Below are 25,215 nucleotides of genomic sequence, written 5' to 3'. Positions count from 1 at the left end.
ACTAGAGAGGCAGACTTCCGGAAAGTGCCTTTAAGGAAATTTCGGAAAGTTTTGCCTGAAAAATGGCATCACTATGCCTTAATCTCGCATTGATGTAGTTAAGTTGTGCAGTCCTGAATTCAATAGTAGGAATGGTACCAATACGATATTTATCCATAGTGATCTCCAGGTTTTCCCTGGCTATCGCCTCATTTTTTTCTTCCAATGCTATTAAATCCAAATTGGTCTGATAGGTTTTATAGGAGCTGTTCAACTGAGACAATAAATTATTCTGCTGTTGTTTAATGGCCAGATTACTATTCTCGACCTGGATTTTCGCTATTTTTTCATTTCGATTTTGATTAAAGCCATCAAAAATATTTAAACTTACCCTAAACCCATATGTGAGGCCATGGGAAGAAGAATTGGTGGTGTATCCCAAACTGGATTCCGAATCACTAAAATTATAGCCGGTACTGGCCAAAAGCGTTGGATATCGGTTGGCCTTCACCTGTTTAAGTTCCAATTCAGCAATACGCTGACTGATGACTTGCGTTAACAATTCAGGATTATTTTCTTTTAACAGCGTTTCCAATTTTGGCAAAAACAAATCAGCGTCTACCGCAATGTCATCTACCACCTTAAAACTGATCTTACTATCACGTGCCAGCAATTCATTGAGCCTGATCCTGGTAGTTGCATAGGATTCTTTTTGGTTCAACATTAGCGCCTGGTCCGTATTTAAATCTACGCGGGCGTTCAATTCCTCCAGTTTAGACGCTTTTCCTATGGTAAACCTGTTGTGGGCCAGCTCCACCCGTTGCCTGGAGATGGCCAGGGTGCTGTCCAGCACCGCAAGCTGCTGTTGCTGTTGTACCAGGTCGTAATAAGTAACCAGGACATTACCAAGAGTGGTGATGACAGAGACCTGTAATTCGGCTTCCCCTAAATTTTGTATTTCCTGGAGTTGTTTATATCGCGCAAACATCTGAAATCCGTCAAAAACTGTCCAGTCCAAAGCCACCCCATAATCAAGACTATTATTGCGCGCGTTATTAAGGGAATTTACTTCACCATCTGACCGGACCTGCGTTAAACTGCGAATCCCGTTATCATCCTGCAGCACGGCACTAACTTGCGGCAGCATACCCGCCAAACCAGGACTGACGGAAATTTCATCTATTTGCAGTAAATTCTTTGCCAGCCTTATTTCGTAGTTATTTTCCAGGGCAATTTTTACGGCTTCTTCCGCAGTAAGAATTTCCTGCGCCCTTAACTGCACAAGAAAGAAACTAAAAAAGATGGAAAGAAATATGATTTGCTTATTCATTCTCCAGTTTTGAAAGATTATCAAACTCGGGACGATGCTTTTTTTCCCTGGACCACATAGAATAAATCGCCGGAATTATAAATAAGGTTAAGATCAGGGAAAACAATGTACCTCCAATAATTACCACTCCCATACCAATACGGCTTGTGGAAGCCGCTCCTAAAGAAAGAGCAATAGGCAGTGCTCCCAGGGCAATGGTAAGGCTGGTCATTAAAATAGGTCTTAACCTCTGTTCTGAAGCCTGAATAATAGCTTCTAATTTTGGCACACCCTCTTCCCGTAGCTGGTTAGCAAACTCTACTATTAAAATTCCATTTTTGGTCACCAGACCAATAAGCATAATAGTCCCTATCTGACTGAAAATATTCCAGGTTTGCCCGCAGAGCCAAAGAGACAATAAAGCCCCGGCTACTGCCATGGGAACCGTTAAGATGATAATGAGCGGATCTACAAAACTCTCAAATTGTGCTGCCAGGATTAGGAAAATAAGCAGTAAAGCCAGCCCAAAGGCATAGGATGTATTGGAGCCGCTTTCCACAAAATCCCGTGATTCCCCACCCAGATCTGTAGTAAAGCTATCGTCCAGCACCTTATCTTTTATCCTTTCCATCGCATTAATCCCGTCACTAATGGTTTTTCCCGGAGCGAGATTTGCCGAAACTGTTGCGGACATATAACGATTATGGTGGTACAACTGCGGAGGACTGCTATGTTCTGTGGTGGTAACAAGGTTATCCAGCTGGATAAGTTGTCCTTCATTATTTCTTACAAATATTGAAGTGAGGTCTATAGGCGCGTTACGGTCTTTTTTATCGAACTGCCCCATAACCTGGTATTGTTTCCCATTCATCAGAAAATATCCAAAGCGTTGCCCACTAAGTGACAACTGCAAAGTCTGGGCTACATCAAGCACAGAAACCCCAAGGCCTTCAGCCTTTTCCCGGTCTATGCTCACATAAATTTCAGGCTTATTAAACTTGAGGTCAACATTGGTAAAAGAGAAGGTAGGATCATTTTCGGCTTCTTCCATGAAAACCGGAACCTTTTCCTGTAACTTTTCAAAATTGGGAGCCTGAAGAATATATTGAATAGGAGGCCCGCCGCGACGATTTACTGAAATGGTAGGCCGTTCAGAAACGTTTGATTTTGCGCCAACATAATTTTTGGCCCAGCTTCCCAGGTTAGTTGCTATCTCATGCTGCGCGAGTTCCCGGTCCTCCGGGCCCACCAGGGCAATATGTGCGCGGCCACTATTTACTGAAGAAGAGCCGAAACCGGGAGAAGTTAGCACCAGGCTCACTTTCTTCTCCGGAATGGAATCGTTAATAAGTTTGGTGATCTCCGTCATGTACCGGTCCATATATTCATATGAGGAACCTTCAGGCGCGGTAACACTTAAACTGACGAAGCTGCGGTCTTCATAAGGAGCAGTTTCTTTAGGAACAAGGTAGTAGAATAAACCAATAAAACCGAGGCAGATAAACAAAATAGGAAAACTAAGCCATCTCTTTTTCATAAACCGTTCAAGCGAACCAGCATAGCTTTTATTCATCCTAACAAAATACTTTTCAGTTACCTCATAAAACTTCGTTTTTTTCTGTTTGCCAGGCTTCATTAAATAGGCATTCAGCATTGGCGTAAGGGTTAAAGAAACAAATGCTGAAATAAGTACAGCCACGCTCAGTACCACCCCAAATTCCCTGAACAACCTTCCCACAAAACCTTCAAGAAATATAACGGGAAGAAATACCGCGGCCAGAGTTACAGAAATGGAGATTACCGCAAAGAAGATCTCATTGGAACCTTTTATGGCCGCCTCAATGGGGCTCATCCCCTCTTCCACTTTTTTATAGATATTCTCGGTTACCACAATCCCATCATCAACAACAAGACCTGTGGCAAGGACTATCGCCAGCAGCGTAAGCACGTTTATGGAATACCCCAGCAACCACATCACGAAAAAAGTGGCGATAAGGGAGACCGGGATATCCAGGAGCGGGCGCAGGGCCATGGACCAGTTTCTAAAAAACAGGAAAATTACCAGCACTACCAGAACTATGGAAATAAGCAGGGTTTCGGCAACTTCGGTAACCGCCCGCCTTACAAAAACGGTATCATCTATAACCACGTTCAGCTTAAAACCCTCAGGCAAATCTTCTTTCAGGTTTTCATATTCTTTGTAAAAATCATCAGCAATATCGAGATAATTTGTCCCCGGCTGGGGAATAACCGCCACAGCTACCATGGGCTGTCCGGAGTCGCTCATCTTGGTTTCCATATTTTCCCCTTCCAGGGAAGCATGGCCCACATCGCTTAACCTCACCACTTTTTCCCCATCGGCAAAAATAATGATGTTGTTAAATTCTTCTTCCGTAGATAAATTTCCTATGGTTTTTACCGTTAACTCGGTATTGGCCCCCGTTAATTTACCGGAAGGCAGCTCCACGTTTTGGGCCCTGAGTGCACTTTGCACATCCCCTACAGTAACTCCATAAGATGCAAGCTTTACAGGGTCTATCCAGAGGCGCATGGCATATTTACGCTGCCCCCATATCTGCACGCTGCTCACCCCGGGAATGGTCTCTATTCGCTGTGCGATCACATTATCTGCATAATCGGACAATTCCAGAATATTTTTAGTGTCGCTTTGTACCGTCATTGAGAGAATACGCTCCGCATCGGCATCTGCCTTGGAAACAACGGGAGGAGCATCAATATCTTCAGGCAAACTTCGAACGGCCTGTGAAACTTTATCACGAACATCATTTGCCGCTTCCTCCAGGTTTTTATCCAGGTTAAATTCAATATTGATACTGCTGGAGCCCTGAGTGCTTGAGGAGGTGATATTACGAATCCCATCTATAGAATTAATGGATTTCTCTAATGGTTCGGTGATTTGGGACTCAATAATATCTGCGTTTGCCCCGGCATAATTTGTACGAACAGAAACCTGTGCAGGATCGATAGAAGGAAATTCCCGAACTCCCAGGTAAGTGTAGCCTATTATTCCAAACAGGATGATGGCCACGTTCATTACAATAGTAAGAACGGGACGTTTTATACTTAAAGTGGAAAGGGTCATTGCGCCTGGGAGATAGAGTCGTTATAGTTAAGATTCACTTTTACCGGTGTGCCATTATTAAGTGCCATTACACCATAGGTAAGAATAGTGTCCCCCGGTTTTAATCCTGAAATTACGCGTACCGACTTCCTGGTACGAGAACCTGTTTTTACTTCTACTGCTTTTGCTTTTCCTCCTTCAGCAATAAAAATTTGCTTTCCATTTTGAATAGGAATCAAAGCCTCTGTGGGGACCATTAAAGCATCGGGCACCGTTTCTAATGGCAGGAGTACATTTACAAACATGCCGGGATACAAATTGCCCTGACTATTATCTACCACTGCCCGTAATTTTAAAGTTCTTGTAGTTACATCTACTTCAGGTTCTATAGCGTATATTTTTGCGGTATAGCTCTCGCTGGAATTTGTTGCAGTAAAATCGAAAGTGCTATTTTCTTTTATTCGGGAAGCATATTTTTCGGGTATGGAAAAGGTGAGTTTCAATTGTTTTGTATTCACCAGTTTCGCAATTACGGTGGAAGGAGTAACGTAAGTTCCTTTTGAAATATTCCGTAAACCGATAGTACCGGAGAAAGGTGCGCGCACCGATGTTTTCGAAAGCTGGGCATTAATTAATTGTGATTCCGCCTCAGCCGACTGAAAATCAGCATTTGCCACATCGTATTCTTCCTTACTGATAGCTTCTTTTTCAAATAACAATTCTGCTCTTCTCGCATTTTCAGAAGCCAGGTTTTCAGCGGTTTTTACTTTAGAAAGCTGGGCACGCAGCTCAACATCATTTACTTTTAATAAAACCTGCCCTTCCCGAACTTCAGCCCCTTCTTCAAAATTGATATTTTCTACGATGCCTGAAACTTCGCTTCGAACCTCAACCTGTTCATTAGCCTCCAAAGAACCGGAAAGGGAAAGGTTATCGTCAAATTCCTGTGGTTTTAGAACAATACCACCAACTTCTACTGAAGATGAGATCGCTTCTTTTTTTTCTGATTTTATATTATTTGCTGATATACGATAAGCAACAAGCCCACCTACCCCTGCCAATAGAAGGAAATAGATGATATATTTTATTTTCATGGAAGAGGAGGTTAGTTTTTAAATTTCCGGTACCAGAACAGGCCTGTTGCAGCTTTTGCAAATAAACAAAGGGCAACAAGCTTCTTCATCTTAAGCTAAGACTTCAGAAACAGGAAAAGGTTTAAAGAATAAATAAACAGATGTGATTTTTTAATTTGGATCAGAGATTTTTCGGATCAATGATACTCCACAACTTTTAGGAATGATCCGGAATGATGGAGAATGATCCATGATCCGTTCTCAATTGATTCACCTAAAATTATCCATAAAAAAAGCCTCTCATTTCTGAAAGGCTTTCTCTACTTTGCGGTCTGGACGAGACTCGAACTTTATTCTTAAACCTTGAATTCACAGGGCTTCCCAGAACCCCGCTTTTAAGGAGCACCGAATTCGCCACCTTTTGGTTAATTTTAACAATATTTATGACTAATTAATAATCTTTAGCAAAGGTAGTAGATTATTAGAAGCACCTTCTTTTGTAAAAGAATATTTATCTTGGCAAGTTGAAGAAGGTACTCTTAATAGCCGGAAAGTGAGCGAAACATTTTCTAGTTACTCATTATAAAATACATTAAACCACTGCCATTTTCTTTTCGTTATATTTAATTTATAGATCTAAGGAAAAAGTTGATATTTTGAAGGAATGGGACTTTAATCGTAAATCCCCCCTAATTCCTCATATTCTCATTTTTTATTCCTTTTAAGTGTTAATAATTATATTAACACTAATTTTTTTGATCTTATAACATCCAGCTATGACTAAAATATATAATGATCCACCCTCCTTTGTTTTAAAAAACTTACAATTATTAGAAGCAGATCTGGACTCTAAAATCCCCCCTAAGAAATTAGACAGAAACCTTTTAATCGCCACCTGGAACATTCGGGCTTTCGGAAACTTAACAAGAAAATGGAGATCTGACGAAGAGGATTCACCAAAGCGAGATTTGCATTCAATCCTATGTATTGCCGCAATTATTAAAAGGTTTGATGTTATTGCCATACAAGAGGTAAGGGCCAATATAAGAGCATTAAGAGATACCTTGAAAATTTTAGGAGATAACTGGTCTCTAATCCTTACAGATGTTACCAGAGAAGATAAAGGTAATGGTGAAAGAATGGCTTATCTTTTTGACACCCGTAGAGTTAATTTATCCGGCTTGGCATGTGAATTAGTAGTTCCTCAGGAATGGCTTAAACAGGATATTTCCAGTAATGCATTACAAACACAATTTGCCAGGACTCCATATGCGGTTAGTTTTAAATCCTGCGACAAAACATTTATTTTAGTGACCCTGCATATTCTTTACGGAAAAAATTCCTCAGAAAGGATTCCTGAATTAAAAGCTATTGCCAAGTGGTTAGCTGATTGGGCAGGTGATACTAATGCTTATCATCAGAACATGATCACCCTCGGTGATTTTAATATTAATGCACGCGGAGATTTACTGGACAAAACTTTTTTAGAAGAAGGTTTGTACGTTCCCCAACAGCTCCAGCATCCTTCCGCTACCCGTTCTATTTTTGACCAAACCAAATACTATGATCAAATCGCCTGGTTTAGGGACAATAAGGAAACTCCCAATCTTTCCATGGAGTTTCAAAATGCCGGAAGCTACAATTTCCTTCCCATAGCTCTTCAGAACCGTGATCTATCTAAGCTTACTCTCTCTTACATGATTTCTGACCATTATCCTCTATGGGCGGAGTTTAAAGTATGCTAACTAAAGATCTTCAATGGCCAAGTTGAGAATGATGTTTTCTTCTTCTATTGTACTTCCGGAAATTCTGTTATTAACCTGACAAAATAGTTGATGTTCAGAGCGGATATAGATGAGGGTAATTCCCGTCAACCTTAGAATTTCTGGAAATATCTTCCGTAAAAACGAGTATCCTATGCAAATCTCTTGATATCCATAATTTTGCTCTCAAAATCTTCCCTGTAGTCAGACTTGCTCTTCAGCCGTGTTTTATAAGAATAAACGGTGGAAATGGAGATATCCAAAAATTCCGCTACCTGTTTGTTATCTTGAATCCCGAGCCGGTAAAGAGCAAATATGCGAAGTTCTGTATTTAACAGTTCACCCTTTTTTACTACTCTTTTCTCATCTTGAGGAAATAGACTGTTAAACCGGTCTATAAAAGATGGAAAAAGTTGTAAAAATACCTCATCAAATTGGTGGAATAATGCTGCACGTTCTTTTTTGGCACTATACTTCTGAACGATCTGAAGGATCTCTTCAGGCTTTTTGGTCTTTACTTTTAAGATAGTATTTTTTTGTAGGGTTCCCATTTTGCCAATAAGCTGGGAAGTTGCTTTTAAAAAGTAAGTGATATAATCCTGTTTAATAGTATCGGCTTCAATCAGGCTTAAGTTCATTTGCTGAAGCCTTTCATTGTTCCTGGAAAGCGCTTTTCTGGCAGCCTTTTTCTCTTTCAGCTGCTTGAATATTATACCCAGAAAAACAAGCGAAATAACTGTGAACAATGCCAGCAGTATAACCGCATTTTCAAGATTTTTATTATTCTCCTCAAGTTTGTAGAGCTGAGCACTCTCCATAATTGGGAGGATTGCCGATATTTGATTTCGCCTGTGGCGGGCATTATAGAATTCAGCATCAGTTAATGCAACCCTAACATATTTGTTCGCTTTATTTAATTCTCCATCCTCATTAAGCTCAATAGCCAGATTGCGCAGGGCTATATTCTCTTTTATAGAATTCCGTAGGTCTGAAATTGCCGCCAATGCCAGGTACTTTATAGCCTTTTCCCTTTCTCCGGTCTGGTCATATATATAACTTAAACTTGAAGTGGCCACGCCATATAACTGCGGTGAAAGATCATGATCTCCCAGCCATTGCAGGTAGATGGATTTTGCTTTTTCCCAGTTCTGCTGTTTTAGGTTTTTCAATCCACTGGCCATTAAACCTTTGCTGCTATTTTTATCTACATATTTCAAAGCCTCCTCCAGGTTGAATATTCCTTTGCGTACATAATTAATCCTGAACCTACTGTCATCGTTATAATCGGCAATATCAAAATAAGACCTCGCTTTAGTGAAATAGAAGTCATATTTATTATCATTATCCAGCTGGTTAATCTCTACGCTCTTTATAGTATCAAAAGCTTCGGTAAAAAGGCCAGCTGAAAGCAGTATAAAACTCTCTTTTATTTTGGTTTCTCCCATAAGAGAACTGTCGTTCATTTGCTTTGCAAGTTCTTTAGCCTTTTCCAGGTAGAAATACGCTGAATCATATTTAAAGGAACGGTAGCCATTGTAAAGTTCCAGATAAGCATCATAAATTTCTTTTGAAGTCCCGCTTAAACGTGCCTTATGAACATTCCTCTTTAATTTTTCAAGTTTAGAATACTCCTCTAAAGTAGAATTTTTGCGATTGGCAATTTCTTTATCAACAATAGAAATTAAAGTGTCCCCATTCTGAGCATGAATAAAGCCATAGGAGAGCAGGCATAAAAACAGTAAAAAGGTCTTGATCTTCATAAAACTGCTAGCATCATTATCTTCAAAAACGACGGTGGGATATTATTGTTTTGACATTATTAAGAGCAAAAATACATTTTTCTATAAAATCAAGTTCATATTTTTCGCAAAAAGATCTTGATTTTTATGATTTATATCAATAGTTATTATACTGTAATACAAATTGTTATAATATTTATAAGCACTATTAAACCTTGATTTTTTGATGAAAACTTTATAAACATTACCTCTAGCACTACTTTTGAAAAATGAGACGAAAACGTTTTCAAAATAATGGTTTTATAAATTTTATTAATAAAAAGAGATAATATATGAACCAAAAACCAAAAAAGAAACAGGAGATATTTTTCCCCTCTACTCTAAATATCCAATTACTGTTTCTAGTTATTTTTTGTCTATGTGCCAATCCCGCTACGGCCAAAAATTCAACTTTGAATTATGTTTCTTACCTGCAAAAACAGCAAGGGGAAATTAACGGAACTGTGGTAGACGATCAGGGCCTTCCACTTCCCGGGGTGAACATACTGGAGAAAGGTACATCTAATGGAGTTATGACAGATTTTGACGGAAATTATTCCATCTCGGTTTCTTCACCTGAGGCTGTACTTGTATTTTCTAGCATTGGTTTTGAAACGCAGGAAATCCCTGTTGAAGATAAAAACCAGATTGATGTTAGCATGCAAACTTCAGTTTCAGGACTGGACGAAGTGGTAGTAGTCGGCTATGGCACCTCTACCAGAAGGGATGTTACAGGATCTGTAGCTACAGTTTCAGAAGAAGAATTTAACAGCGGGGCGATTACAAACCCGCTACAACAAATTTCAGGTAAAGCCGCAGGGGTAAATATTAACCAACAGGGTAGCGAACCCGGTTCTACTCCAAGTGTAAGAATTAGGGGAATTAGCTCTCTTATTGGTGGCAACGATCCGTTAGTGGTAGTAGACGGGATACAGGGAAACATGGACCTGCTTAACCAGATCCCGCCCAATGAAATTAAATCTATAGATATTTTAAAGGATGCTTCGGCCACAGCAGTATATGGCTCACGTGGTGCCCCGGGTGTAATTATAGTGACCACAAAAAACAATAAAAGCGGCACCTCAACTTTCGAGTATTCTTCAACAGTGGCCGTAGATTACCTTTCAAACGAACTTGATGTGCTGAGCCCCGATGAGTGGTGGGAACAGGCACAGCAATATGGGGTGCCAGCTTCTGCAAATCATGGCTCGAATACTGACTGGTATGATATTTTAACCCAAACCGGATATACTCAAAACCATACAATTGCCTTTGGGGCGGGAACCGATAAATTTAATTACCGGGCTTCGGTAAGTGCCATTTTGCAGGAAGGAGTAGTTATTAACTCCAACAACGACAAGTATATAGCAAGGCTTACCGCAACCCAAAAAGCTTTGGACGATCGGCTGGATATTACCATGAATATTAATACCGGCATATTAGAGACCACCAATAGTATCCAAAGTATCGGGAACGCGGCTTTTACTTCAAACTTAATCACCAACTCCTATTTTATGCGCCCCACAGACCCAGTGTTCAATACAGATGGTTCTTATTACACAGACCCTAACGTGTTTGAATATTTAAACCCTTATGCCGTGGCAGAAACCACTGTAGATGAAAGGGAAAACAATAATTTGTTTGTGAGCCTGGATACCGATCTGGATCTCTTTGCAGGATTAAGCCTCGGCTGGTTTGGAAGCTGGAGAAAAACCAATAACACCGTTGGATTCTTTTTACCTGTGGAATCCACCGATGCCAACGCAATTAACCAGGATGGTTTTGCCAATATTAGCAACAGTAAACAGGATGAGAAATTAACCAATGTAAGTTTATCTTATAAAAATACCATTGGAGACCACAAAATAGATGCATTGGCTTTGTACGAGTGGCAACAGCAAACCTACCAGGGCAATTATGCACAGGCCAGAGGGTTCTTCAATAACGAAACTACTTATAATGCTCTTCAGGCGGGCAATCTTTCGGATGTAAGGTCGGGCGATATTTCGTCTTATAAGAACGACCGTAGCCTGGTTTCTTTCCTTGGAAGGCTTAATTATACGTTGCTTGATAAATACCTGGTTACCTTAAGTTATCGTCGGGATGGATCATCGGTCTTTGGAGAAAACAACAAATGGGGTAATTTTCCCGCAGCTTCCGTGGCCTGGAGAATAGACGAAGAAGAATTTATGCAGGACGGAATTTTTGACCAGCTGAAACTACGCGGTGGCTACGGAATCACCGGTAACCAGCAGGGATTATTTCCGCAGCAGTCATTATCCCTGGTTAGCCCTGGCGGGATCACCTATTTTGGAGGTGAGGAAATTCGAAATTTCCAAATTTCGCAAAATTCCAACGAAGACCTTAAATGGGAGCGTAAAAAACAGACCAACGTTGGGGTAGACTTCAGTTTGTTTGACAGCAGGCTAAGTGGTTCTATCGATGCTTTTACGGCAACTACGGATGACCTCCTTTTTAACTACACCGTACCTCAACCTCCGTTTCCATACAACACCATTGCCGCAAACGTGGGCAGTATCAGGAATCGTGGGCTGGAATTCGCTCTTAGTTATGATATCATCAGCAATGAAGACATACAGCTTAGCCTTGGCGGTAATTTATCTTTACTGGATAATGAAGTGCTTAATCTTAGCGGAAGCATAAACGGGGTTGATTTAAATACTAATTACATCCCGTGGGGCACCAATTCCTTCTTAATTGAAGGGGAAGCTATAGGCACCTACTCCATTTTGCAACACGAGGGCATAAATAATGTTGGGGCCGAAGTGGTGCGGGATGTAAACGGCGACGGAACTATTGACCAGGGTACCAGAAGCCCCGATAGGGTGATGGAAGGTTCTGCCCTACCCACCTATAATTTTGCCATTAATCCAACCTTTAGGTATAGAAATTTTGATTTTTCCATGCTCTGGAGAGGCTCCGGCGGCAACAAAATTTATAACGGTTTAAGGCAAAACTTAAGCTATATGGAAAGCCTCGGTAATTCCAATGTACTGGAGAGCGCCGTAGACCTGGGGCTTTTTACCTCTCAGTATGGATCAGACCTTTGGCTGGAAGACGGAGATTTTGTAAGGCTTGAAAACCTTACCGCAGGTTACAATATAGACCTGGATACCTTTAAATACATCAATTCGATCAGGGTTTCCCTTACCGGGAATAACCTCCTGCTCATTACCGATTACTCAGGTGTGGATCCAGAACTCAACTTTAGCGGAGCCAGTGGGTTTGGCGGTGATTTCGGAATCTATCCAAGAACTACCAGTGTGGCACTCGGTTTACAAGTAAAATTTAATTAAAAAAAGATGAAATCAAAATATTTTACATTTTTAGCAGTTTTTATAACATCCTTTTTCTTTTCCTGTACAGATGATGTTGAAGAAGAAGTTTATGATAAATACCAGGCAGACGAATTTTATTCAACTCCCGAAGGAGCCGATGTTGCCCTGGCCGCAGTTTATGCGCAGGTGGCCGGTAATTGGGGTGGTTTAGGTTATGCTGGCGCTGATAATGGCTGGTACGATTTAAACAGTATGTCCGCCGATGAACAGGTGATCCCTCATAGGAATACCGGTGACTGGCAACTGGATTTTGCCAGGCTTTACAAACATGAATGGTTACCTTCAGATTTAATAGTTAACAATACCTGGAATTGGCTTTACCAGGCAGTATTTAGCGCTAACCTGGCAGTGGAACAACTGGAAAATGCAGAAGCCTCACAGGCCAAAATTTCAGAAGCAAAAGTATTGAGGGCGTTTTTCTATTATTTATTAATGGACGATTACGGGAATGTTCCTTTTTATACTGAAAATAATGTAACCGTAGAAGAACTTCCGCAGGCAAGCCGCCAGGAGGTGTACGACTTTGTGGTTTCTGAATTAGAAGAAAATGTGCCTAACCTCTCCGACACTAAGGACGGCGAATACTACGGAAGGTTTAACAAATGGGCAGGTTATGCCTTATTGGCCAAAGTTTACCTCAATGCTGAAGTTTACACCGGCACCGCACAATGGCAAAATTGTTTAAATGCGATTGAAGAATTGGAAGCGGGAGGTTTTTCCCTCCACCCTGGTACAGCAAATGAGGCCAGTCCCAATGGTTACCAATATTACGAACTTTTTGGAGACAGGCTGCCGGCTGATGAGACTATTCTTGCCATGTTTGCAACAGCAAATGTTGTATCTAGGAATATCTACACCATAAGGAGTTTGAGCGGTCCGCATGCCATGGCACTTTTTGGTGTAAGTGGCTGGAACGGAACTATTGTACCCCAACGTTTTTATGACAATTACAGTGATGCAGACATCAGGAAAGTTCAATTTCTGGTAGGTGAGCAACCGGGTGGCGTCACCTATACCCCGCAGGTAAATTCCTTGGATAATCCAGGAGCGGACCCTTACGCAGGAGTAAGAAATATCAAATTTTATCCTGCGACCCCTTTAGATGGCGGAGGAGCTTCAAATGATTTTCCAATCTTCAGGTACGCCGATTTCATGCTGATGAAAGCCGAATGCTATGTGAGGCTGGGAAATGCTTCCGCAGCAAAACCTCTGGTAGATGCCATAAGAGAACGTGCTGGTCTTTCTGCCCTGGAGGGCGACCCTAGCCTGGAAGATATTTATGACGAAAGAGCTTTTGAGCTGAACTGGGAAGGCCACAGGAGACAGGATATGATCCGCTTTGGCACCTTCCTTAACGCGAATGAATTCAGAGGAGAATCAGAGGAATACAGAGAATTATTTCCAATCCCTACCTCGGCCTTAGATGCAAACCCGAACCTGGAACAAAATCCCGGATATTAAAAAATTAACTTATGAAGAAGTTCAAAAAAATATTTTATCTGCTATTCGCAATTGCAGGACTTTTACTAACTGCCTGTGATAAGAATGATGATGGCCTGACCTATTTAGAGGAGGTGAATTTTGAAGGAATGCCCCAGGCTTCAACAAGTTCTATTGTTTTAACCCAGGAAATGCAGGACCAGCCTGCCCTAGTTATCTCCTGGAGCAAAGTTATTTTTCCTATAGAAGAAGCCCCTGTAGATTATACACTGCAATTTGACGTCCCGGCAGACACCCTTGGTGAAACCGCCTGGGAAAATGCAACCAGTGTCCCCGTGGGAAGCAATGTACTTAGCAAAGAAATGTCTGTTACAGATCTTAATGATATGGTTAAAGATTTAGGTCTTGAAGCAGATGAAGAAGGCACCATAGTTTACCGGGTAAGGGCATATGTGGACCGTCCTGTTTTTTCAGAAGCGGGCTCATTGCAGGTAACCCCCTATAACCAGATGGCCGGTAATGCCGTGCTTTATGTACCGGGGGCATACCAGGGCTGGGATCCCGCTACTGCAGCTACTTTAAAAGAAACCACCACACCCGGAGTTTTTGAAGGCATTATAAGCTTTACCGATCCTGCCGCTTTAGAATTTAAATTTACCACAGCACCGGACTGGAGCGAGAATTACGGTGGTGATGGAAATGGAAACCTAATATTTGATGGCAACAACCTATCCGTTCCTTCTACAGGATCTTACAGGATAACTGTAAATATGAATACCATGACCTGGATGGCAGAGCCTTATTCTTTTGGAATTATTGGGCCTGCAACCCCGGGAGGATGGGATAGTGATACCGATATGACCTACAATTACCAGGAAGGTTATTGGGAATATACTGGAGAACTCTCGGCTGGAGCTTTAAAATTCAGATTAAACGATGCCTGGACAGTAAATTACGGTTCTCAAAATAGCACTGATTTTATTGCCTATTTGGACGATCCCGGGGCACATACCATTGATGCTGCCGGCAATTACCACATCACTTTTCTAATCGACCCCGAAGACTCAACAATGGCTTACTATACTGTAGAACCTCTATAAAAATAAATTTAAAAGCATGAAAAAACATATTAATATATTTCTAGCGCTATTCATCTCCGCTTTTATGAGCGCCTGCAATTCAGATGATGATGGTGCGGTTACAGATAATCCAGATTACGATCAATACGGAGAAGTTTTTAATGAAGTGCCAGAACCTGAAGAAGCAGTCATCTATCAGGTAAACCTTAGAGCCTTCAGTGAAGAAGGGACCATTGATGCTGTAACTGCCCGACTGGACCACATTAAGGAACTGGGTGCCAACGTAGTCTATTTAATGCCAATTTATCCCAATGGAATCGAAAATTCCGCTGGGGGCCTAGGTTCTCCTTACGCGGTAAGGGATTACAAAGAAGTAAGCTCGGAATATGGTGATCTTGAAGATCTGCGGAATTTAGTGGAAGAAGCTCACAACCGGGATATGGCTGTAGTATTAGACTGGGTAGCAAACCATACTGCTTGGGATAACGAATGGACTACGGAACATCCTGAATATTACGAAACCGACGAAAATGGTAATATGATCCCTCCTCCGGGTACCAACTGGAGCGACGTGGTACAACTGGATTATGATAACCCTGATTTACAAAATGCCATGATAGATGCCATGTCCTACTGGGTCTATAATGCTAATATTGATGGTTTTAGATGTGACGCTGCAGATTACGTACCCGAAGGTTTCTGGACTAAAGCGGTTTCAGCTATCGATGAAATTAAAGACCAGGAAATGCTAATGCTGGCCGAAGGTGGCGAGCAAAGGCACCTGAGATCTGGTTTTGATCTTATTTTTGGTTTTAATTTCTTCGAGACTTTAAAAGAAGTCCATAATGGCGCACCTGCCACTGAAATTCAGATGGCAAACGCCGAAGAATACCAGAATGTTTACGATGAAGATAAAAGGGTGGTGCGTTACATCACCAATCATGATGTAAACCTTAGCGACGGAACTCCTATGGAACTTTTTGGGGGCACAGAAGGAGCATTGGCCACTTTTGTGGTAGCCGCTTATATGAAATCTGTCCCGATGATTTATAACGGGCAGGAAATAGCCTACGATGAGCGCCTGGAATTCTTCACCAAAACTCCAATAGACTGGTCACAGGCAAATAATGAAGTTTTTGAAGAATACCAGAGAATTATAGCCTTCAGGAAAAACAGCACTGCCATAGAAGACGGCCAGTATTCCGGCTACAGCAGTAATGATGTGGCGGCATTCACCATACAGAATGATGAGGAAACTGTATTTGTTTTATCTAATATCAGAAATCAGGAGAGCAATTACTTAATTCCGCAGCAACTACAGGGAGAATGGGAAGATGCTTTTGAAGGAAATCAGATGTCTCTGGAAGATCAAATCACTTTACAACCTTATACTTATTTAATATTACAAAAATAATTGTCTGTTAATGTTAGAAAACCCTGTCCTGATTTTTTGGGACAGGGTATAATCAAGATTTGCCAATTTTCATCAAAATTTTTTACCGGATTGTTCAAGGTATTTACAGGAAAAAATTGAAGAATCTTAAGTAATAACATTTATAGATAGTAAGAAAAATCAAAATATTTTAATGAAAATTATTAGATCCCCCTACGGTATTTTTAGCAGAAAAAAGCTCGCTTTTACCTTATTAATGCTCATCCCACTCTTAGGAATTGCACAGGAGATAAATTCTCCGGACGGAGATTTACATTTAAAATTTAAGCTTGTTAATGGAAAACCGCAGTACCAGCTGAATTTTAAAGGTAACCCTGTTATTAAACCCAGCTTCCTGGGGTTGGAATTAAAGAATATACCTTCTATGGTGGAAGGCTTTGAAGTGGAAAAAACTGAGAAGCAAACGGTAGATACTTCCTGGAACCCGGTTTGGGGAGAAGAAAAAGTTATCCGAAATCACTATAACGAACTATTAGTAACGCTATATCAGCCGGAATATTACAGGAATATCAGGATAAGGTTCAGGCTCTTCAATGACGGCCTGGGCTTTCGGTACGAATTTCCCAGACAAGAGAACCTGAGCTATTTTGTAATAGAAGAAGAAAAGACGCAGTTTAGGCTTTCTGGAAACCATAAAATCTTCTGGATCCCGGGAGATTATGATACTAACGAATATCCATACACCACTTCTAAGATTTCAGAAATTCCAGGACTTCAGGAAGAGGCTACTATAGAAATTACTGCGCAAAGTCCAATTGAAAATCCTTCGGTACAAACCCCTTCGATGATGAAATCTGATGACGGACTCTATATCAACATTCATGAGGCCGCACTGCAAAATTATCCGGCAATGCAACTGGATGTAAATGCCAAAGATTTTCTTCTCACTTCTCATCTTGTTCCGGATGCAGTGGGAAATAAGGGCTATATTCAAACCGGCGCCCATTCTCCATGGAGGACGATTGTTGTGAGCGATGATGCCCGCGATATACTTTCTTCAAGACTGATCTTAAATCTTAATGATCCAACCAATTATGAAGACGTTTCCTGGATTCATCCCATGAAATACATGGGAGTATGGTGGGAATATTTTGTGACGGGGAAAAGCACCTGGGCCTATGCCAAAGAAACAAACACTAAGCTTGAAGAAGATCCAACAAATCTGACCCCCAGTGGCAGGCATGGCGCTAATACCGAACATGTAAAGGAATACATAGATTTTGCCGCTGAAAATGGTTTTGATGCCGTTTTGGTAGAAGGATGGAACATTGGCTGGGAAGACTGGATTGGTAACTGGAAAGAAGAAGTTTTCGATTTTGTTACCCCCTATCCCGATTATGATGTAGAAGAAGTTAATAAATATGCCCATTCCAAAGGAGTAGAAATTATTATGCACCACGAGACTGGCGCTTCGGCTACCAATTATGAACGCCGACTAGACACCGCATTTCGATTTATGGACAAATATGGCTATGATGCTGTAAAAACGGGATATGTTGGCCAAATTGTTCCCAGGGGAGAACATCATGACGGGCAGTGGATGGTAAACCATTATATTCATGTAGCCAGAGAAGCTGCAGACCACGAAATTATGGTGAACAGTCACGAAGCGGTTAGGCCAACGGGGCTGCACAGGACCTATCCCAACTGGATTGCACAGGAATCGGCACGTGGAACCGAGTTTGAAGCCATGGCCGGACTTGCTCCCGAGCATGCCACCATTCTTCCTTTTACCAGACTAATGGGTGGTCCTATGGATTACACCCCTGGGATTTTTCAGCTGGACCTTTCGGCCTACGGAAATGATGATCATAATGTAAATACTACTCTGGCCAAACAGCTAGCTTATTATGTAACCATGTATAGCCCACTGCAGATGGCTGCCGATCTGCCTGAAAACTATAAGAAGTATCCTGATGCATTTCAGTTTATTAAAGATGTGGCAGTAGACTGGGACCAGAGCTTCATCCTTGAAGCCGAACCTGGTGATTATGTTACCATTGCCCGTAAAGCAAAAAATAAGAAGGAATGGTATGTTGGAGGGATAACGGACGAGAATGCCCGTACGGCTGAAATTTCATTTGATTTCCTTCCGAAAGGCGAAAAGTATATAGCCACTATTTATGCTGACGGAAAAGATGCAGGTTGGAACACAAATCAGCACAGCTATAGTATTAAAAAGGTAGTGGTAGATTCAAAAAGCAGACTCAAACAAAAGTTGGCTCCCGGTGGCGGAGTTGCTATCAGCGTTAAAGAGGGAAGCAAAGAAGAACAGAAAGGCTTGAAAAGAATTTAAATCATCCAGAAATACAGCCGTTAACTAAAAGCAGCCTTACAGCTTAAACGTTCCGATAATTCAGTATGGATATAATTCATACTGAATTATTGTTTTTAGCCATTGCCTAAATTTTAAAGGAAAATCCATGCTCTGCATTTGAGCAAAGTATATCATGACCCATATTTAAATAACCTATCCTTTCTTTTCGCTATCTTTAGTTAGCTAATATCAAATAAGATAGCATGTTTTTTGAGCGGGTGGCCATATTCACACTTCAGCTAAGGGCAAAATTGGCAGCCTTTTTTAAATTCATGCTCCAGGAAATCGATTCGCAGTTCGTTCACCTGATTATAACCTGCATTATTTCCTTTGCTACATTGCTCCTTTTATATGTATGGATTTTGCATTTTCCGCTATGGATACAGCTCGGTTACATTGTGAGCTATATCATGATCGTAATAATTTGTGCGACCATATATTACTTCCACATTACCAATAAGAAGGTGAGAATTAATCCCGAGGGTATGGAAGTGGTTACTTCCGAAAATCATGAAAGTAGGAAATTCCAACAACTAAACTTGAAGGCCATTCCCTTAACTCCCCTTCAAAAGAAGCATATTTTTGATTCTTTTTCTACAAATTACTTCAGCGGAAATTACAAAAGTTTCCAATGCTTAATCCTGCTAAAGCCGCTTTCGGAAAAAGATCGGCTGGAATGGAAAGATGCTTCTCCTAAAAGGCCAAAACAAGTCAACCGTCAAACATTACTGGAATTCCTAAGCCAGCTGATAATCGGGTTTGAAAACCTGGAGAATCACCAGATGATGGAATTTGTCAAATACTACTTCGTTCTTCAAAACTCAGAGGGTGCCAGCCAGCATTTATCTTCCAAGAACATTTCTGACTGGCGCATGAACAAGGCTTCTTACCTAAAGGAGATCTCCAGGATCTTTCAGCAGCATTTATAAGGTAATTACCACTGGATTACCTGTTACCATATTGACGGACAGGGATTTTAGTCGGTCATTTGTTTCTGTAACCGAAAGACAACAATTCTCGGTGGCTTTCATAAAAACAGAACTCATGGAAGATTTACATTTGGAAGATCGCTTGCTACGCATCGAAAAACTACTTACTGCGAACAAAGAAGTGCTCACCTTAGAGGAAGCCTGCCTCTACACCGGGATCTCGATGAGCTACATGTACAAACTTACAGCAGCAGAAAAAATACCCCATTCCAAACCCAGTGGGAAGATGATCTATTTCGAGCGGACAAAACTCAATGTCTGGCTGCTGAGAAATTCAAAACCTTAGTGTTATGAACAGCTACGAATTCTCCAGGTTATGGTTTGATTACAGCTTTCTCCATCCCGGGCAAGTAAAACCGGTACATAGCGCCATCTACTTCTTTGCCATAGAACGCTGCAACAGGTTAGGATGGAAAGCTGAGTTTGGCTTTCCTACTGATCTTGCCATGGAAGCACTGGGCATCAAAAATTACAGGACCTATATCCGGGCATTACAGGACCTGGTGGATTGGGGATTTATCAGATGGATCCAAAAAAGCAGTAACCAGTACACTGCCAATGTCATTGCTTTGGTAAAAAATACCGAAGCACCAGCCAAAGCACTGGACAATGCATTGTCTCTGCACAGTACAAAGCAGGTCCAGAGCATTGCGAGTATAAATAAACAATTAAACCATAAACCAATAAACCATAAAACCTTTTTTAATAAGCCATTATTGAAAATTGACAAATCTGAAATTCCTGAAAATGAACTGGGATACTATGAATGGGCGGTAAAATTCCAGGAGCTGTTTCTGAAAAACCTAAAAAACAAAGGCGCGCCTTTAAAAAGAACGGAAATGCTAAGCTTTGAGGATGGTGTAAAACCCATAAGGCTAATGATGGAAAAAGATGGGGTTTCAGAAAACCAGTTACAGCTTGCTTATGATTTTCTTGATGGAAACGATGAATTCTGGAAAGGGATTATCCTGGATACCAAAAAGCTTCGGCAGAAAATAGGGCAACTGATCGCACAGGGAAAAAAACCTGTGAAAACAGAAAATATGGACCTCAGGCTCCGGCAAAAAATAAAAAGCTATGATTAGTTCATCTTCGGAAACTCATTCCACAGAAGTTACCATGTCAACAGAAATTCTGAGAAATAATCATTCCCTGATCAGTAAACGGCATTTCTGGAAGCTGTTCTGCAGCCTGTCACCGGATTTTAAGATTAAACCGGAATACCAGCCCGTCATCTATAGCATTTTCCGGTATTTTTTACAGCTGCCGGATTTTAATGCCTTCGGAATAATTAAAAATACCCCAAGTCTTGATAAAGGGCTGTTGGTGTACGGGGATTACGGCGTGGGCAAATCCACCTTGTTTGATGCGATCCATAAAGTGGGAAGGCTAATTGTTACCCATACCCAAAACACCCAGCTCTGGTTTCCAAGTATCTCTACAATCCATATGCTCACCAGGTATTATGAGGCGCAAAATAATCCAGGCAGTAATTTTAAACTGGAGCACTACTTCCACGGAAAATTGTACCTGGACGACCTGGGAAAAGAAGAAAAAGCCTATAACCGGGAAGAGCTTATCGGCAAAGTACTTTTTGAAAGGCATCGGCGGAAACGCAAAACTTTTGTGACCACTAATGAAAACCCATCGGCTATAGCGGCAAGATATGGAAATCATATTGGGGACCGACTGCCGGAAATGTTTAATATCATCAAGTGGGAAGGTAAGAGCTGGAGGGAATAATTTAAAACTATACAATGAACAAAAAGTCCTCACCACATTTTCCACGACTACGCAAAAGCTTCGTCTTAGGAAAAAGCGGTTCGTCCGAAAAGCGGATTTGGAAGTAAGCCAAAAAAGATTCAGCCAGTAAATTAATTCTCTAAAATTCCTAAGGTGAATAATTAAACTAGTTGATAAACAAAAAAGTTTTTCGGCTTACCTCCTCAGCTTTGATCAGATTAAAAAAATATAAAAACAGGCAGGAATAAAACAGTAATTAAAAATCGGGTAATCATCTTTCCGGAATAACAAAGCAAGATGTGTCATTGTCATGACAAATCTTGCTTTGCGCCCGGAGGTTGCAAAGGTTTAAAAGAAAAAATGAAAAGGGAATACATCCAGATCCGTTGCTCGATCTACGAGAAGAAGCTGCTCCAAAGAAGAGCGGCCAGGGCAGGAATTTCCCTTTCCGAATATCTCCGCTCCACGGCTTTTGAACGGAATATTGTAGAACGCATCAGTCCGGAGCAACTGGAAGCTTACCAGATGCTGGTACAGTACAAAAACAATTTTGCCCGCATCGGCAACATGTTTAAAAAACGGGATCCCGAAACTGGCTGCTGCTGTTAACCAGCTTACGGAAGAGATCATGACCCACCTTAAAAACTTTAAAAAATGATCGGGAAAGGACATGCTATTTCCAGGACAGGCGCTTCTTTAGCCTATGGCTGGAACCAGGAGAAAGAAGCCGAAGTGGTACTAAAGGAACATTTAGCAGGAGATAATCCAGCTGAAATCACTGAAGAATTTAAGATCATCCAGTCTCAAAACCAGCGCTGCACCAATAACACCTTAAGTTTTGTAGTCAGTCCCACTATTGAAGATGGAAAGGACATGACTTCAAAAGAGCTGGGAGAATTGGCAAAAAAGTTTTTGCAGCAGATGAAGCTGCAAAACCACCAGGCTATTGGGTTTGTCCACCGCGATAAGGCACATACCCATATTCATATTTATGCCAATAGGATCAGCCTTAGCGGGGAAGTCTATAAAGACAGCTTTATTGGAAAGCGAAGCCAGTTAGCTGCAGATCATGTGGCCCATAAACTAGGATTAACTACGGTGCAGGAAATACAAAACCAAAGGCTCCAGGAGTTAAAAGGAATCCGGCAGGAGATCAAAAACATCAATGATAAGGTAATGGGATCAAAGCCAAAGTCCCTAGATGAGTATATCCACAAGATGAAGGAGCACAAGGTAAATGTTATTCCCACGATCAATAAGTCTAACCAGCTGCAAGGCTTTCGGATAGAGTATAAAGGAGTGAACCTAAAAGCAAGCGAGGTAGATCGTGGCATGAGCGGCAACAGGCTTATCGCGCAGATCTCCCAAAACAGGAATTTTACATTATTAAAAGAAGTACCGCAAAGCCTTCAGCTCCTAAACAAAACAGTACAACTCAGCTCCAATTTAACTACTAAAATAGCCAAGGATATTGTCAAAGGGGCTATAAAAGTAGTAAGAGATACCGGCATAGGCATGGGATATTAAAATTTTAAGCGATGAAAAAACTAGATGAAATTATGGAACTGATGGCCGATGAAATGGCGGACTTTAAAAAAGCTGTGCTGAAGCTTCAACTGCTTTGCGGGCAATTATTTGAGCTAAGCATTCCCATCAGCACGGAAGCTTTGCAAAATAACCTGGCTGCATTTCTGAAAAAACAGGAAGCGCAAAGCCAGGAAAGGGATGAAATCCTGAGAAGCATTGATAAGAAACTAAAAAACGCCCGGCTTATTCCTGATTACCTGCTTGTTCTTTTTATAATACTCGGAATAACTGCCCTGGGATTGATAGGATACTTTAGTTATTCTGCCAATGCACAACGGGAAGAAAGCTTTGAAGTTTACCGCGTCATTACAAAATCAGATGATCAGCTACAACAGGATTTTTTTGCCTCATATCCTGAAATAAAAGAAGAATATTGCCGGTGGCTGGAAGATCAGAATTAGGAATTGTCATGACAATTGGCCTTGTCGCAAAGTGACCACTTTTTACAGTAAATCATCTCGGGACCCCTGAAAACAGGCAAATATTTACAGTAAAAACATAAGTAGAATGCGCCCTATGCTGTTTTTATTTCCTGCCTGCCCCTGCCGGATGCAGGCAGGCACGCTTAACTTCCCATACGCTATAAAAACAGCACAGGAACCTCGCGCAGGTAAGTTATGGTAGATTTGGGGGCTATATATTTTCTATCTCTACATTAATCCACATTAAACAATTCCATAAATTTCTCTTCTATTTCCAGTATCTCTCCTGATTCTAACTTGGAAAATTCCTTTTCTCGTGCTCTTTTAGATATCCTTCCATTATTCTGTTCAAGAAACCTTACCAATAGGGCTACGATCTTATCAGGCATTTCGTATTCATCATCCAGCCATCTTTTAAAAGCATCATAAGCTGAGAGATATCTAATTTCCCGAGGAATTATATTATCTATAGTGTCATTTACACAATTATATAAAAATTCAGTTTGCTTGGTAATGTCAAAAAAGCGATAGTAATCCAAAGTATCATTGGTCACCCGGATGTTATTATCAGGTGTTTGCTCCCATTCGATATGATTTAGAAGAGGGTGTGAATAATCTTCAAGGACATTTCTATAGTCATAAATATGATCAAGAATAGAGGCTGAAACAGGAAATACCACCCCTTGCTGAGAAAATTTTTTTTTGGCCAGGAGGTGATGAATTATGTATCTATGAATACGTCCATTCCCGTCGACGAAGGGATGAATAAACACAAAACCAAATGCAATCTTTGCGGCGGCCATAACTGCTGGAAAATCATTCTCAAGTAGTAATTGATTTGTAGCAAGTAAACCTTTTATTAGTTCAGGCAGGTCTTCAGGTTTGGCAGAGATGTGATCTGGTATGGGTTCCCCTGTTGCCCTATCATGCTCTCCAACAAAACCTCCCTTTTTCCTGAAGCCCATTTCTATAAATCTACTGTTTTCAATCACTACTTGCTGTAATCTCAGAAGTTCTTCTTCTGAAAGATCTTTTGTGCCTGCCTGCCCTATCGCCTTTCCCCATCGAGCTGCACGTCTGCTGCGCGGACTTTCTCCCTCAATAGAAAAAGAAGCTTTAGAATCTTTTAAAAGAAGAAAAGCCGAGGCTCTTTGTATGATATCCTTGCCTAATCCCTTTAGGTATTCATTTTTTTTCTGCTCTATATCGGACTGAGAAAATTCAATTTTTGCAGTTCTATGAATTAATGGGCAGAAATAGGGAGTACCTGGAAGGTTATTAATTACCAAATGACGTTTTGATTTCTTTCCTGTTATAGCAAACTGAAGATTAGTATCTACAGCGGGAACATAACTTTTCTTAGATAGTGCTTTCTTTTTAGAAATCTCTTTTCCCATAATCCATTCCAATAAAAACCATATTCTCCGGCTATACTGTCCGCTAGCTTCAATACTTACTAGCTCATAAAGGTCTTCTTGTGAAAAGTATCTGGTAAGTGCACTAAACACTAATAAATTCACACCTTCATATTTTAAACTAAATACCAGGTGCTTATAAAGAGCTTCAATTACCGAAAGTTTTTCATGATCTTCGGGCAAATAACTCGGCGGGAAAACCTGCCAGTCCTCATTTACAAAGGATTTATTCCGATTACAGATTAAAGCCACTGGTTTAGGAATAGGAATATTAAGTCCTAATTTATCAATTATGGCAGCATACCCTACAATTGTACCTTTTTCCGGTCTTTTAAGACCATGAAAAACAGGTGCATCATAATAAAAATGGGCGCTATTAGTCATATTTAATAATTTTAAGCGCAAGATAATTAAAATGAGGGGGAAA

The 25,215-nt window shown here is 40.8% G+C and carries 18 protein-coding genes; 13 read left to right on the top strand and 5 right to left on the bottom strand.

Annotated features, from left to right (window positions below; all coding sequences use genetic code 11):
* Window position 1: 1 nt before the first annotated feature.
* The 3 genes from RM553_RS00280 to RM553_RS00270 are packed head-to-tail and all read right to left on the bottom strand — an operon-like array spanning window position 2 to window position 5,464.
* Complete coding sequence (locus tag RM553_RS00280) at window positions 2-1,309, bottom strand: TolC family protein (RefSeq protein WP_311532853.1); 1,308 nt, start codon at window positions 1,307-1,309, stop codon at window positions 2-4.
* A complete protein-coding gene (locus RM553_RS00275) occupies window positions 1,302-4,391 on the bottom strand; it encodes an efflux RND transporter permease subunit (RefSeq protein WP_311532851.1) in 3,090 nt (1,029 codons plus the stop codon). The genes RM553_RS00280 and RM553_RS00275 overlap by 8 nt, the downstream gene beginning before the upstream one ends.
* Complete coding sequence (locus RM553_RS00270) at window positions 4,388-5,464, bottom strand: efflux RND transporter periplasmic adaptor subunit (protein WP_311532849.1); 1,077 nt, start codon at window positions 5,462-5,464, stop codon at window positions 4,388-4,390. The genes RM553_RS00275 and RM553_RS00270 overlap by 4 nt, the downstream gene beginning before the upstream one ends.
* Before the next feature lie 755 nt (window positions 5,465-6,219).
* On the opposite strand from RM553_RS00270, the gene RM553_RS00265 reads away from it, so the two are divergent.
* Window positions 6,220-7,188: an endonuclease/exonuclease/phosphatase family protein gene (locus RM553_RS00265; RefSeq protein ID WP_311532847.1), complete on the top strand. Its 969-nt coding sequence runs from the start codon at window positions 6,220-6,222 to the stop codon at window positions 7,186-7,188.
* A gap of 170 nt (window positions 7,189-7,358) precedes the next feature.
* Here RM553_RS00265 and susR read toward each other — a convergent pair whose 3' ends face one another.
* Window positions 7,359-8,966, bottom strand: coding sequence for a SusR family glycan utilization regulator (susR, locus tag RM553_RS00260; protein ID WP_311532846.1), 1,608 nt, complete (start codon window positions 8,964-8,966; stop codon window positions 7,359-7,361).
* A 431-nt stretch (window positions 8,967-9,397) separates the two neighbouring features.
* On the opposite strand from susR, the gene RM553_RS00255 reads away from it, so the two are divergent.
* From RM553_RS00255 to RM553_RS00200, 12 genes are all read left to right on the top strand, one after another.
* Window positions 9,398-12,301 carry a SusC/RagA family TonB-linked outer membrane protein gene (locus RM553_RS00255; RefSeq protein WP_311532845.1) on the top strand — a complete coding sequence of 968 codons (2,904 nt, stop codon included), beginning with the start codon at window positions 9,398-9,400 and terminating at the stop codon, window positions 12,299-12,301.
* Between the two features lie 6 nt (window positions 12,302-12,307).
* A complete protein-coding gene (locus RM553_RS00250) occupies window positions 12,308-13,804 on the top strand; it encodes a RagB/SusD family nutrient uptake outer membrane protein (protein WP_311532843.1) in 1,497 nt (498 codons plus the stop codon).
* Between the two features lie 11 nt (window positions 13,805-13,815).
* Window positions 13,816-14,883, top strand: coding sequence for a SusE domain-containing protein (locus RM553_RS00245; RefSeq protein ID WP_311532842.1), 1,068 nt, complete (start codon window positions 13,816-13,818; stop codon window positions 14,881-14,883).
* A gap of 16 nt (window positions 14,884-14,899) precedes the next feature.
* The gene (locus tag RM553_RS00240) at window positions 14,900-16,276 is read left to right on the top strand and encodes an alpha-amylase family glycosyl hydrolase (RefSeq protein WP_311532841.1); all 1,377 of its coding nucleotides are present in this window, start codon (window positions 14,900-14,902) and stop codon (window positions 16,274-16,276) included.
* 172 nt (window positions 16,277-16,448) lie between these two features.
* The gene (locus tag RM553_RS00235) at window positions 16,449-18,611 is read left to right on the top strand and encodes a glycoside hydrolase family 97 protein (RefSeq protein WP_432271437.1); all 2,163 of its coding nucleotides are present in this window, start codon (window positions 16,449-16,451) and stop codon (window positions 18,609-18,611) included.
* A 224-nt stretch (window positions 18,612-18,835) separates the two neighbouring features.
* Window positions 18,836-19,561, top strand: a complete 726-nt coding sequence (locus RM553_RS00230; protein WP_311532839.1) for a hypothetical protein — start codon at window positions 18,836-18,838, stop codon at window positions 19,559-19,561.
* Between the two features lie 115 nt (window positions 19,562-19,676).
* The gene (locus RM553_RS00225; RefSeq protein WP_311532838.1) at window positions 19,677-19,907 is read left to right on the top strand and encodes a helix-turn-helix domain-containing protein; all 231 of its coding nucleotides are present in this window, start codon (window positions 19,677-19,679) and stop codon (window positions 19,905-19,907) included.
* 4 nt (window positions 19,908-19,911) lie between these two features.
* Window positions 19,912-20,706, top strand: coding sequence for a phage replication protein O (locus RM553_RS00220; protein ID WP_311532836.1), 795 nt, complete (start codon window positions 19,912-19,914; stop codon window positions 20,704-20,706).
* A complete protein-coding gene (locus RM553_RS00215; protein WP_311532835.1) occupies window positions 20,699-21,364 on the top strand; it encodes a P-loop NTPase family protein in 666 nt (221 codons plus the stop codon). Before RM553_RS00220 ends, RM553_RS00215 begins: the two co-directional genes overlap by 8 nt.
* 360 nt (window positions 21,365-21,724) lie before the next feature.
* Complete coding sequence (gene mbpA / locus RM553_RS00210; RefSeq protein WP_311532834.1) at window positions 21,725-21,973, top strand: mobilization protein MbpA; 249 nt, start codon at window positions 21,725-21,727, stop codon at window positions 21,971-21,973.
* A gap of 45 nt (window positions 21,974-22,018) precedes the next feature.
* Entirely contained in the window at window positions 22,019-22,891 is an 873-nt protein-coding gene (locus tag RM553_RS00205; protein ID WP_311532832.1) for a relaxase/mobilization nuclease domain-containing protein, read from the top strand.
* Window positions 22,892-22,902: 11 nt separating this feature from the next.
* A complete protein-coding gene (locus tag RM553_RS00200) occupies window positions 22,903-23,352 on the top strand; it encodes a DUF6730 family protein (RefSeq protein WP_311532830.1) in 450 nt (149 codons plus the stop codon).
* Window positions 23,353-23,606: 254 nt separating this feature from the next.
* Here RM553_RS00200 and RM553_RS00195 read toward each other — a convergent pair whose 3' ends face one another.
* Window positions 23,607-25,172 carry a Fic family protein gene (locus RM553_RS00195; RefSeq protein ID WP_311532828.1) on the bottom strand — a complete coding sequence of 522 codons (1,566 nt, stop codon included), beginning with the start codon at window positions 25,170-25,172 and terminating at the stop codon, window positions 23,607-23,609.
* Window positions 25,173-25,215: the final 43 nt, after the last annotated feature.

The organism is Autumnicola tepida (assembly GCF_031846485.1).
Classification (GTDB): domain Bacteria; phylum Bacteroidota; class Bacteroidia; order Flavobacteriales; family Flavobacteriaceae; genus Autumnicola; species Autumnicola tepida.
This window is presented reverse-complemented; position numbering and strand designations above follow the sequence as displayed.

Excerpts from the sequence above, each read along its gene's own strand:
- RM553_RS00280 (WP_311532853.1), bottom strand. The coding sequence starts at position 1,309 with ATGAATAAGCAAATCATATTTCTTTCCATCTTTTTTAGTTTCTTTCTT.
- RM553_RS00275 (WP_311532851.1), bottom strand. The coding sequence starts at position 4,391 with ATGACCCTTTCCACTTTAAGTATAAAACGTCCCGTTCTTACTATTGTA.
- RM553_RS00270 (WP_311532849.1), bottom strand. The coding sequence starts at position 5,464 with ATGAAAATAAAATATATCATCTATTTCCTTCTATTGGCAGGGGTAGGT.
- RM553_RS00265 (WP_311532847.1), top strand. The coding sequence starts at position 6,220 with ATGACTAAAATATATAATGATCCACCCTCCTTTGTTTTAAAAAACTTA.
- susR (WP_311532846.1), bottom strand. The coding sequence starts at position 8,966 with ATGAAGATCAAGACCTTTTTACTGTTTTTATGCCTGCTCTCCTATGGC.
- RM553_RS00250 (WP_311532843.1), top strand. The coding sequence starts at position 12,308 with ATGAAATCAAAATATTTTACATTTTTAGCAGTTTTTATAACATCCTTT.
- RM553_RS00245 (WP_311532842.1), top strand. The coding sequence starts at position 13,816 with ATGAAGAAGTTCAAAAAAATATTTTATCTGCTATTCGCAATTGCAGGA.
- RM553_RS00240 (WP_311532841.1), top strand. The coding sequence starts at position 14,900 with ATGAAAAAACATATTAATATATTTCTAGCGCTATTCATCTCCGCTTTT.
- RM553_RS00235 (WP_432271437.1), top strand. The coding sequence starts at position 16,449 with ATGAAAATTATTAGATCCCCCTACGGTATTTTTAGCAGAAAAAAGCTC.
- RM553_RS00230 (WP_311532839.1), top strand. The coding sequence starts at position 18,836 with ATGTTTTTTGAGCGGGTGGCCATATTCACACTTCAGCTAAGGGCAAAA.
- RM553_RS00225 (WP_311532838.1), top strand. The coding sequence starts at position 19,677 with ATGGAAGATTTACATTTGGAAGATCGCTTGCTACGCATCGAAAAACTA.
- RM553_RS00220 (WP_311532836.1), top strand. The coding sequence starts at position 19,912 with ATGAACAGCTACGAATTCTCCAGGTTATGGTTTGATTACAGCTTTCTC.
- RM553_RS00215 (WP_311532835.1), top strand. The coding sequence starts at position 20,699 with ATGATTAGTTCATCTTCGGAAACTCATTCCACAGAAGTTACCATGTCA.
- mbpA (WP_311532834.1), top strand. The coding sequence starts at position 21,725 with ATGAAAAGGGAATACATCCAGATCCGTTGCTCGATCTACGAGAAGAAG.
- RM553_RS00205 (WP_311532832.1), top strand. The coding sequence starts at position 22,019 with ATGATCGGGAAAGGACATGCTATTTCCAGGACAGGCGCTTCTTTAGCC.
- RM553_RS00200 (WP_311532830.1), top strand. The coding sequence starts at position 22,903 with ATGAAAAAACTAGATGAAATTATGGAACTGATGGCCGATGAAATGGCG.
- RM553_RS00195 (WP_311532828.1), bottom strand. The coding sequence starts at position 25,172 with ATGACTAATAGCGCCCATTTTTATTATGATGCACCTGTTTTTCATGGT.